The organism is Aquibacillus salsiterrae (assembly GCF_028416595.1).
Classification (GTDB): Bacteria; Bacillota; Bacilli; order Bacillales; family Amphibacillaceae; genus Aquibacillus_A; species Aquibacillus_A salsiterrae.
Genome location: NZ_JAMQKC010000029.1, coordinates 21,130 through 31,544 on the forward strand (window position 1 = coordinate 21,130; position 10,415 = coordinate 31,544).

The 10,415-nt window shown below is 35.4% G+C and carries 11 protein-coding genes and 1 other annotated feature; of the genes, 2 read left to right on the top strand and 9 right to left on the bottom strand.

Annotated elements, in window-relative coordinates:
- Positions 1–28: 28 nt before the first annotated feature.
- Genes rplI through NC799_RS16615 form a run of 3 tightly spaced genes read right to left on the bottom strand, consistent with a single transcriptional unit; the run spans position 29 to position 3,421 of the window.
- Entirely contained in the window at positions 29–475 is a 447-nt protein-coding gene (rplI, locus tag NC799_RS16605) for a 50S ribosomal protein L9 (RefSeq protein WP_272447564.1), read from the bottom strand.
- Positions 472–2,448 (bottom strand): DHH family phosphoesterase, encoded by a 1,977-nt coding sequence (locus tag NC799_RS16610; RefSeq protein ID WP_272447565.1) that lies wholly within the window; start codon positions 2,446–2,448, stop codon positions 472–474. Before NC799_RS16610 ends, rplI begins: the two co-directional genes overlap by 4 nt.
- A gap of 31 nt (positions 2,449–2,479) precedes the next feature.
- Positions 2,480–3,421, bottom strand: coding sequence for a YybS family protein (locus tag NC799_RS16615; protein ID WP_272447566.1), 942 nt, complete (start codon positions 3,419–3,421; stop codon positions 2,480–2,482).
- Positions 3,422–3,679: 258 nt separating this feature from the next.
- On the opposite strand from NC799_RS16615, the gene NC799_RS16620 reads away from it, so the two are divergent.
- Complete coding sequence (locus NC799_RS16620) at positions 3,680–4,471, top strand: HAD family hydrolase (protein WP_272447567.1); 792 nt, start codon at positions 3,680–3,682, stop codon at positions 4,469–4,471.
- A 139-nt stretch (positions 4,472–4,610) separates the two neighbouring features.
- Here the strand turns inward: NC799_RS16620 and serA are convergent, their stop codons facing one another.
- The 6 genes from serA to NC799_RS16650 form a co-directional block, all read right to left on the bottom strand.
- Positions 4,611–6,197, bottom strand: a complete 1,587-nt coding sequence (serA, locus tag NC799_RS16625) for a phosphoglycerate dehydrogenase (RefSeq protein WP_272447568.1) — start codon at positions 6,195–6,197, stop codon at positions 4,611–4,613.
- 109 nt (positions 6,198–6,306) lie between these two features.
- Positions 6,307–6,530: a binding site (T-box leader), on the bottom strand.
- A gap of 311 nt (positions 6,531–6,841) precedes the next feature.
- On the bottom strand, positions 6,842–7,072 hold the full coding sequence (gene rpsR / locus NC799_RS16630; protein ID WP_272447569.1) for a 30S ribosomal protein S18: 231 nt from the start codon (positions 7,070–7,072) through the stop codon (positions 6,842–6,844).
- Between the two features lie 368 nt (positions 7,073–7,440).
- Positions 7,441–8,151 (bottom strand): hypothetical protein, encoded by a 711-nt coding sequence (locus tag NC799_RS16635; RefSeq protein WP_272447570.1) that lies wholly within the window; start codon positions 8,149–8,151, stop codon positions 7,441–7,443.
- A gap of 5 nt (positions 8,152–8,156) precedes the next feature.
- Complete coding sequence (locus tag NC799_RS16640; protein ID WP_272447571.1) at positions 8,157–8,687, bottom strand: hypothetical protein; 531 nt, start codon at positions 8,685–8,687, stop codon at positions 8,157–8,159.
- A gap of 378 nt (positions 8,688–9,065) precedes the next feature.
- Positions 9,066–9,512 (bottom strand): hypothetical protein, encoded by a 447-nt coding sequence (locus NC799_RS16645; protein ID WP_272447572.1) that lies wholly within the window; start codon positions 9,510–9,512, stop codon positions 9,066–9,068.
- On the bottom strand, positions 9,509–9,655 hold the full coding sequence (locus NC799_RS16650) for a hypothetical protein (RefSeq protein WP_272447573.1): 147 nt from the start codon (positions 9,653–9,655) through the stop codon (positions 9,509–9,511). Before NC799_RS16650 ends, NC799_RS16645 begins: the two co-directional genes overlap by 4 nt.
- Before the next feature lie 91 nt (positions 9,656–9,746).
- Here NC799_RS16650 and NC799_RS16655 point away from each other — a divergent pair, with 91 nt between their 5' ends.
- The gene (locus NC799_RS16655; protein ID WP_272447574.1) at positions 9,747–10,316 is read left to right on the top strand and encodes a helix-turn-helix domain-containing protein; all 570 of its coding nucleotides are present in this window, start codon (positions 9,747–9,749) and stop codon (positions 10,314–10,316) included.
- Positions 10,317–10,415 lie beyond the last annotated feature (99 nt).

The window sequence follows — 10,415 nt, forward strand, 5'->3', positions numbered from 1 at the left end:
AGGTGATACACCTCCCATTCTAGTAAATTTATTTTTCTGTTACGTGAACCTTTATTGTCCCTGTTACTTCTGGGTGAATTTTGACCGGAACATTTGTATATCCCAACGCTCTAATTGGATTATCTAGCTCAATCTTCCGCTTATCCATTTTAATGTTATGTGATTTTTTCAATTGATCTGCAATTTGTTTACTTGTGATGGAGCCAAATAGTTTACCGCCCTCACCAGATTTAGCTATTACTTCTACCGTTAACTGCTCAAGCTTTTCTTTAAGCTTCTTCGCATCTTCAACTTCTTCTTTTTCTAGTTGCTTTTCTTTATTTTTTTGTGCTTCTAGTGCTTTCACATTCCCACTTGTTGCTTCAACAGCTAAGTTGTTTTTTAATAAGAAATTTCTTGCATACCCGTCAGAAACATTTTTTACTTCACCTTTTTTTCCTTTACCTTTAACATCTTGTGTGAAAATTACCTTCATCCTGAATCCTCCCCGTCAAAATAGTCATCAATGATTTCTTTTAATTGCTCAACTGCGTCATCTATCGTTGTATCATCTAACTGGGTCGCTGCATTCGTTAAATGACCACCACCATTTAGTTTTTCCATTATGATTTGAACATTGACATTTCCTAATGAACGTGCACTTATTCCAATTCGATTATCATCACGTTCTGACACAACGAATGAGGCATGTATTCCACTCATTGTTAATAATGTATCAGCAGCTTGAGCTATAATAACTGGACCAAAGGTTTCTCCAGGATTACCAATCGAAATAGCAACCCCATTGCGATAAATCATCGTGTTTTCAATTAAATGACTCCGCTTAACAAATGTATCTAAGTCCTCTTTCATAAACCGCTGTACAAGAACAGTATCTGCTCCTTTTGATCTTAAATAAGAAGCCGCATCAAATGTTCGTGATCCAGTTCTTAACGTAAAGCTTTTCGTATCAACAATAATACCTGCTAATAAGGCAGTCGACTCTAACATGTTTAGTTTTAAATTCTTCGGTTGATATTCTAATAATTCTGTAACCAGTTCCGCTGTTGAAGAAGCATATGGCTCCATATAGACTAGCGTTGGCTTATCAATAAATTCTTCCCCACGTCTGTGATGGTCGATAACAACTGTCCGGTCCGTTTTTCCTAACAAACGCCCCTCAGCAACTAATGATGGCTTATGGGTATCGACAACAACAATTAAGGTATTTCTCGTTACCGATTCAAGTGCTTGCTCAGGGCTGATAAAATGAGTCCACAGCTCCTCTTCTTCCCTAATTTCATCGATTAGCCGTTGTACACCCGTGTCAATATCCTGCTTGTCAAGGATAACAAAGCCTGGTACTTCATTCGCTAAGGCTACTTTTAACACACCAATTGCTGCACCAATGGAGTCCATATCCGGTGCTTTATGGCCCATAATCATGACTTGATCACAATCTTGAACGAGCTCCTTTAAGGCGTGGGAAATAACTCTTGCCCTAACACGCGTCCGCTTTTCCATTGGATTTGTTTTACCACCGTAAAAACGAACCTTACCTGCTTCGTCTTTAATCACTACTTGGTCGCCACCGCGTCCAAGTGCTAAATCAAGGCTTGATTGGGCTAACTCACCTAGATTAGGTAAGGATACCCCTCCTAATCCAACCCCAATACTTAATGTTAAAGGAACATTTTTATTATCAGAAATGAGTTCTCTAACCTCATCTAAAATCTCAAATTTCGTTTTTTCAAGCAGATTTAAGATTTGTTGATTTAATACTGCAACAAATCTTTCTGAAGAAATCCGCTTTAAGTAAATACCATTTTGAATTGACCATTCATTTAAAATCGTTGTGACTCTCGAATTAATATGACTTTTTGCCGTATCATCCATCGCTTGGGTAATCTCTTCATAATTATCAAGAAAGATAATCGCCAATACCGTTTGTTCATTATGATAAAGATTTTGAATTTCCGTTTGTTTGGTTCGGTCAAACAAATATAGTAGTCTTTCTTGGCGGCGAATGAGTGTTTGAAAGTCATAATCGTTAATTTTAATCCATATTTCATTATTCTCTTCTTTAATCAATGGAATTAAATTTTCTGACAATGTGTTTAATGATTTACCTACTAGCGTTTCCTCAGAAGTCAACTGATTCATATATGGATTTGTCCATTCCATGACATAATCATCACTATATAGCACAATACCGATTGGCATCTCAAGTAACGCTTCCTCGCCTACTTTTTTAACTCGATAGGAAAGGGTTGAAATATATTCTTCTGTTTCACTTATTAAATTTTTCTCTGTTTCAATCGTGTAGTATAAAGAAACAACCAAGAGGATTGTCATGATTATTCCAAATACCCACTGATAATACCAAATAACACCTAGTAATATCACCGCTAGGGAATAAATAAATAACAAATGCCTACTCATGGTTGGCTTTTTAAAAAAATCTGGCATGAAAGTCAGCTCCTAAACCGAAAGTATGAGCTCAATTAGTTTTCTTGATTCTTTCCCTTAAAGAAAACCCTAAATCAATTATACCTAATAATCTTATCAGATAAAGACCTATGAACGGGAAAAGAATACTAACTATAATGGCAATAATAGGAATTACCTTTGTTCGCTTTTTTACATGGACATAATAAAAAATAAAGGAGAACCCTTGCAAAACAATTAATAGTGCTGCTAAATTTACCACATTCAGCACTACTTGGTTTAGCATACTATTTGGGTCTAATTCCATCCAAGTAAAAATAATCGCCAACAAGTAAATCCAGATTATAATTTTCGGTAATTGAAAATCTCGAAATGGTGGAAATCTTAACCGGAGCTTATCAAATCGGCCTATTAATCGGTACCCAATCCACTGGGATACAAAGCTAAGAAAGATAGCTAGTGCTACAAGAAATACTGGCACTAATGTTGCCAATTGAAGCATTTGTTGTCTAATTAAATCCAGTTCATTTGTTGAAAGGTTTAATCCAATCGTTTGTAACATTTCCTGACTCATGGTAACGGAATCAGCTACAGCTAAATTGAACTGATTAATTAGATTTATATTCCAGACCAATTGGATAAATAAAAAAATGAATAATAAACCTAGTACAAATCCTAGTGTTCCTCGTGCCCAAGTCTCATAAGGTGTTAGCTTTGCATGTATTCCAAGTCCAATCAATGTCCCACCAAACCCGGCTAGTATCGTTAACGGAATGGATAATAATGCAGCCAGAAATAATACTAGGACAAATAAAATAATGTTAAAAACAACGACAGGCTTTTTCCCGTATCTTGCAGCAAATAAAATAAATGGAACTGGTAACACGAAAATAGTTAGTAATTCTAGTGCTGGTATAAAAATTGTTGCATAAAGGATTAGTAAATAAATAATCCCCAATTGAAACCCGTCTTTTAAAATCTTAGTGTCACCCACTAAAGCGTCACCCCGTTTACCTCTCTAAGTACTTATTGTTTTGTTAAAAAAGCACAGCTTAAGCGCTGTGCTTATCTCTTTATTTTAACATACGTATCAATAGCCTTCGTCATGATTATAAACGATTACTAGGCATGATTACAAATCTTTCTCCCTAAGCAGGCAGTGTTTCTTGACAATTTATCGACAGTGATTACTGAACTTTTAGTCATTCCGTATTATAATAGTAGAAATGCTATTTTTTTTGGAGGACAAGTTATGATTACAACAATTATCTTTGATCTCGATGACACACTTCTTTGGGACAAAAAAAGTGTCCAGGTCGCATTCCGAAATACATGCCAGTTAGCTGAACAAAAATACGGTGTCGACCCAGACAAGCTTGAAGAAGCTGTCCGAACAGAAGCAACTAAATTATACCAATCCTATTCTACTTATGAATTCACTAAAATGATTGGTATTAATCCATTTGAAGGCCTGTGGGGAAACTTTCTTGATGATGAAGATAATTTTAGAAAAATGAAAGAAATTGTACCAAGCTACCGAAAAGTTGCCTGGACAAATGGACTAAAAAAATTAGGAATAGAAGACACAAGCTTTGGTGAGGAATTAGCGGAACGTTTTCCATTAGAAAGACAAAAAAACCCATTTGTCTATGAAGAAACATTTTCCGTATTAGAAAGACTAAACAATGATTATCAACTCTTATTACTTACTAACGGTTCACCTGATCTACAAAACACTAAGTTGACGATCACACCAGAGCTAACTAATTATTTTGACCACATTATTATTTCAGGTGCGTTTGGCCGTGGAAAACCAGATCCATCTATCTTTGACCATGCACTAGAAGTTGCCAACGTAAGTAAGGATGAGGCAATCATGGTTGGAGATAATTTGATGACTGACATTCTCGGTTCAAACCGAATTGGAATGAAAAATGTATGGATTAACCGGGAAAACAAGCAAAAGACAGAAGTAGAACCAAGTTATGAAATTAAACACCTAGAAGAGTTATTTCCTTTATTAGAAAAGTTAAACAAGCAATAATCTTGTCAGTTGATGGTCAGAGGAATAGAATTGAAAGTAAGAAAACAGCAAAAAGCAGACCGATTAATCTTTTTATTAGGCCTGCTTTTATTTCTATAGATAGAAAGAATTAAATCCAAGAGTTACCCTAAATCAGATTTTATAACTCGATTGATGTCACTCCATAAATATCTGTTAGCTTTGTTAATTGGTCTAACTCATCTTGCTCTAACAGCCTATCAATTGTTAACATCATAATTGCATCGCCACCAACATCAGACCGGCCTACTTGCATCGTTGCAATGTTAATGTCGCGTTCAGCAAGTAAACTCCCCACTCGCCCAATTGCACCTGGTTGATCTTTGTGATGAATAAAGACGAGATGCCCTTCAGGGACAACATCGACACTATAACTATCGACCTGAACAATTCGTGCGCCTAAGCCGTTTAGCAGTGTACCAGCAACTTTTCTCGTTGATTTACTTGTTTTCACTTCGACTGTCAACAGGTTCGTAAAGCCTTTCGTTGAACTTGATTTGTGTTCATTGACTGTAATTCCTTTTTTCTCAGCTAAGTAGGATGCATTCACATCATTCACGTGCTCCCCGAGGTGCCTTTTCAGTAACCCTTTAATTGTATTTCGTGTTAATGGGGCAATTTGGACTTCACGAAGATCGCCGGAATAATAAATGTTGATTTCCTCAATAACATCTTTTGTTAAATAAGATAGGAATGTGCCAAGCTTTTCTGACAAATGAAAATACGGTTCAATCATTTTCATTACTTCTCTTGGAACAGATGGAAGATTAACCGGATTTCTCGCTAATCCCACAGTTAAGAATCTAACTACATCCTCACTGACATCAATTGCTACGTTCTCTTGGGCTTCTACGGTACTTGCACCGAGGTGTGGGGTTGCAATTACCTCTGGAAGTTCGAGTAGCTTATGGTTTACAGCTGGCTCTTCTTCAAACACATCCAGTGCTGCACCTGCCACCTTTTTATTAAGAATAGCTTCATATAGTGCATCCTCATCAATGATTCCACCACGAGCACAATTAATGATTTGAACGCCATTCTTCATTTTGTCAAAGGCTTCCTTATTAATTAAATGCTTCGTCTCTTTTAAAAGTGGTGTATGGACTGTAATAAAGTCTGCTTGCCTAACTACATCTTCAACCGTACCATAGTCGATACCCATTTTATCTGCCTTCTCTGCAGTTATAAATGGATCATAAGCAATCACATTCATGCGCTGACCTTTAGCACGTGTAGCTACTTCTGCCCCTATTCGGCCAAGACCAATTACACCTAGTGTTTTATTTTTCAACTCTACGCCGACATGAGACTTACGATCCCATTTTTGATGCTTCAAAGCGTAAAAAGCTTGTGGAATTTTACGCGCTAGTGACATTAGCATTGCAATGGTATGCTCAGCGGCTGAATTCGTATTTCCATCTGGTGCGTTAACAACGATAATACCGTGTTCTGTTGCAGCGTCCAAATCAATATTGTCTACACCGACACCCGCCCGACCAATTATTTTTAAATTTTTAGCATTTGTAATGATGTCTCTCGTAACTTTTGTTTGACTTCGAACTAACAAAGCATCAAACTCAGCAATTTTAGTAGCAAGTTGATCTGGTGTTAACCCTGTGTCGATTGTTACGTCAATACCTTCTGCTTCTCTTAGCGGTTGAATTCCATCCTCACTTAATGGATCACTAATTAAAACCTTATAGACCATGTTATGTCCCTCCATTAGTTAATATTTTTTAACACGATTCTATTTCTATTCATTTTCCTAAATTAACAAATATTTTTCCATTAAAAAAACTTCCCACCCCCTATGTTGGTTAAGGGGCGAAAAGTTGAATTCACGCGGTACCACCCTTTTTCACTGTCGTTTACAACAGTCTTCATTTGGTGCCATGCATAACGTACATGAACCGAACAGACTTACTAAATTCAGCCTGCCTATTCAGAAGTGCTACTCTATAACGGAAACACTGGTTTGCACCACCCACCAGCTCTCTTTAGTTTCACACATTATAGAATCTATCTTCATCAACATAATTAGAGTAATTAGAATTTTTATATATCATAGCAGAATATAGATGAATGTCAACCACTTTCACACGATTTTCAAGAAAAAAAGCGCAAACGCCTTGCTCAGCCTAACAGATTTAAGTTCCGTTTCGGTTCGGGGGCTAGGCGCCCGGAGTTAGACAGCTCTTAGATTTTTTCTATTTTCTTACCTTTCAATAAAAACAATAGAACTCGTTTTCTCTATTAATCTACCTTAATTGTAATTATTTATTAATAATGAATGGCCTTCTCTTTTTGAAAAACTAAAAAAACACAGTAGAATTAACTACTGTGCTTTCTCTATTAATCGTTCACGTATGGAAGTAAAGCCATTTGACGTGCACGTTTAATTGCTACTGTCAATTTACGTTGATACTTAGCAGAAGTTCCAGTTACACGACGAGGAAGAATTTTTCCACGCTCAGAAATGAAACGTCTTAGTAAATCAACATCTTTATAATCAATGTGTGTAATGCCGTTCGCTGTGAAGTAACACACTTTACGACGCTTTGCGCGACCGCGACGAGCTGCCATAAGTAGTCCCTCCTTTTAATTAGAAGGGCAATTATACTTACTGTAAACTGAGTAATTTATTGTTTAATAACATCTCAACTTGATTATACCAATGATAGTGAGTAATTTATGTTCATTCCTCTCCTTTCTTATCTTTTTATACAACTACTAGAGAATAGTATTTTTATAAAGCAAAAAACGATCTTCAGAATATTGACTTTAGGTTTTAGAAACCATTATCAATCAGTCCGAAAGACCGCTTTAAATTACTAATTAATTGGTTGTTCCCTCATGGCAACACTTACACTTAAAATAAAATTATTTTAGTTACTTTTATTATAACATGTTCGATTATTTAATAAAAGCTCAACTGATGTTATGTAACGGACTTATAGTTGGTTTTTTCCCATAATATAAATTATCCTGCTTGTTTCTTTATCTACAATAAAATAGACATTCTTATATATTGTTGATAATAATCTTACGGCATAGTTATTTAAAATATTTTCATCCATTATTAGTTTGTTTGGTTCAACTCCATATTCCATTGGATGACAGAATTTCATGAAATCTAATAAGTCTTCAGGCGTTTCTCTTAAATCAACTTTTTCGACAAAATCAGTGTTTAATGAAAATCCTATTCTTATAAGATTTGACAGATGCGTTTCTGATACAAGTTCTGAGTTTGAAAACAATGATAATTTATCATGAGGATTTAGATAGATACTTCTTACGAAATCACTTATTTGCTTCGTATTAACCTGTTTTTCAAACAATCTCAGAGACTCTTGTTTGGGATTTGACACTCGAACGAACCTCAATACTTCATTATTGTAGAAATATTTCACTGTATTGAATAGCTCAAAGCATTGCTCTAACCTATTAATCCCATAATCTTCAACATGTGTAATAATGTCTGATAATCCATCCTTATTTAAAATATAATATCGTGAAATTAATAGTTGTTCTACTGTAGACAAAACCCTTTTATGATCAAATTTTTTTGTCCCTCTAAATGTTTCCTTATGAGTATATTGGTAATTAAAATTATCAGAAAACGGTGATTTATCGGTTAACTCTTCTAACCATTTAAAATTCATTATTATCAGTTGACCGTAAATGGTCTACTCCAGAATTGTTGTATAGTTAAGGGTATATCACTACTATCATAGGAAAACATATAGCCACTCACTTTAAGTTGGTATTTCCCAGCAGATAAATTTACATTAAATTCATCTTCTATAAAACTTTTACCGTTTGGGTAGTAATTTTTTTTAATTGTTCTGTAAGGACTATTATTTCTTGGATCAAATTCTCCAAAATTTTTATAGATTGTATAGGTAATATATGCCGATTGAATCCTCACACCAGGAGCAACAACATCCATTCCAATTTCTGCGTAACCCTTATGCCCCTCGGAAGTGGCCACTCCACCTCCAACATAACCATTAGGTTGAATTTCAACTTCCTTTTCAAGATTAATGTCTTTAGATGGACTCTCTTCATTGTTGTCTATTGAATTTTCTATGTTGGTTGTGACCTCAGTTGATTCATTTGCTAATATCGGTGTAATCCCTGCAAACGATATAAAACAAAATACTAATATTGTAGATAATAAATACTTTCTGATATTCATATCTTTTCACCTTCTTCAGTAAAATTAGCATATGGCCATACACTAATCTTAACGTACTACTATTTACATTTTTTGTAAAGTAGATAAATAGATAGATATATTATTTATAACTTTAATATTTCACTTTAATAGAAACAGCTTATTAGACATATTGAACCACTATAACGGTGACAGAACCACTTGATAAACACTATCGAAACATATTAAAACCGGTCTGTTGGACGCAACCATTGATTTATCTTCAGCCAATGGCAAGCAGCTACGGTGTAGCTATGCTCTCTGCTCTGTAAGGTGGTTCTCCAGAAGCAGCAAAAACATATTGCCAACTTTCTTAATCTATATCGAACCCAGTGTGTTTTTTAGAGAGTAGGTATTTATTCAGCTTCTTTCTTTCATCTCAACAATCTTAATTTTAGATTGTGAATACAATTTCTCTTCAAGGTCTGCAAGTCTTTCTTTCAATTTGGCGTTTTCTTTAGTAATAATCATATTTTGCTCCAGGATTTTTTTCTTGTCTTCTATAAGATTTTTATTTTTCTCTCTTAGCTGTTTGACACGTTCAGATTGAGTTGTACCCTTTGACTTAGATTTTCCTCCTTCAGAAGAATCTAAATCACTTTGTAACGAACGTGCTTCCTCAATCATTTCTTTTAGATCAGGTCGATTAGTTGAGATTGTCTTTCGTGATATTTTAGCCATCTTAGAAACACTACTAACGTTGATTGGTAGTTTACTCTTTTTTAATTTTTCAAGAGCTTCCTTAACCTTTTCAGTAGTTTTAAGTCTGTTTTGATCTGCGAGACTTAACTTTTTATCATTCTTCATATTTTAGTACCTGCCACTTGTTCTAATGCTTCTTGGTATTCCCTTTGTGCCAATTTTTCCTGTAATTCGTGGACATACTTTTCTAGCTTATCTCTTTGATAACGAAGTTTACTAGAGAAGATACTTTTATCATTACTTTTCATGCTTCCTCGCTATTTAATGTGGAGTTTAATGTTTCATAAGGTTGGCCATACTGGGTAGATAATATCAAATTACCTAGGAGTCGATTGCCTTATGATAGATTTTCAAGAAAAATATAACGTATTTCAATCTGCATTAGAAATTCCTGAACCATGGTATGTTTTTCACCATGAATTAGCCAAGGATGAGAAGACATTGCATATCTATATTGAATATAGAAAAGGTGCCGAATTCTCATGTCCTAAATGTGGAGCGTCTGGCTGTAAAGTTCACGATACTCAAGATCAGGATCGCACCTGGAGACATCTTGACTTCTGGCAATATAAAACGATTCTTCACGCCAGAGTGCCTCGCGTTAAATGTAATTCCTGCAATAGTATATTAACTGTTCAAAATGATTGGGCACGTCCAGGTGCAGGTCTTTCCTTGTTTTTTGAGTATCATGTTATGTCTTTGATGGTTGAAATGCCGGTTAGTGCAGTAGCTCGCAAAGTTGGAGAACACGATACTCGCTTATGGCGCGTATTTAAATACTACGTCAATGAGGCTATGAAAAACATTGATGTAACAGGCGTTACGCGTATAGCCATGGATGAAACCAAAAAAGAAGCGGAAAGCATGACAAAAGATGAATTCAGGCGTTACGCGTATAGCCATGGATGAAACCTCACGGACAAGAGGACATAAGTATGTGACATTATTTATTGATTCGGATACCAAACGTTTACTATTTGCAACCCAAGGCAAAGGCTCAGATGTATT

What these genes read in the sequence shown, in the direction of transcription:
- serA (WP_272447568.1), bottom strand. Translation starts at nt 6,197, where the DNA reads ATGGTCTATAAGGTTTTAATTAGTGATCCATTAAGTGAGGATGGAATT.
- NC799_RS16650 (WP_272447573.1), bottom strand. Translation starts at nt 9,655, where the DNA reads ATGAAAAGTAATGATAAAAGTATCTTCTCTAGTAAACTTCGTTATCAA.
- NC799_RS16640 (WP_272447571.1), bottom strand. Translation starts at nt 8,687, where the DNA reads ATGAATATCAGAAAGTATTTATTATCTACAATATTAGTATTTTGTTTT.
- NC799_RS16610 (WP_272447565.1), bottom strand. Translation starts at nt 2,448, where the DNA reads ATGCCAGATTTTTTTAAAAAGCCAACCATGAGTAGGCATTTGTTATTT.
- rplI (WP_272447564.1), bottom strand. Translation starts at nt 475, where the DNA reads ATGAAGGTAATTTTCACACAAGATGTTAAAGGTAAAGGAAAAAAAGGT.
- NC799_RS16620 (WP_272447567.1), top strand. Translation starts at nt 3,680, where the DNA reads ATGATTACAACAATTATCTTTGATCTCGATGACACACTTCTTTGGGAC.
- NC799_RS16655 (WP_272447574.1), top strand. Translation starts at nt 9,747, where the DNA reads ATGATAGATTTTCAAGAAAAATATAACGTATTTCAATCTGCATTAGAA.
- rpsR (WP_272447569.1), bottom strand. Translation starts at nt 7,072, where the DNA reads ATGGCAGCTCGTCGCGGTCGCGCAAAGCGTCGTAAAGTGTGTTACTTC.
- NC799_RS16645 (WP_272447572.1), bottom strand. Translation starts at nt 9,512, where the DNA reads ATGAAGAATGATAAAAAGTTAAGTCTCGCAGATCAAAACAGACTTAAA.
- NC799_RS16635 (WP_272447570.1), bottom strand. Translation starts at nt 8,151, where the DNA reads ATGAATTTTAAATGGTTAGAAGAGTTAACCGATAAATCACCGTTTTCT.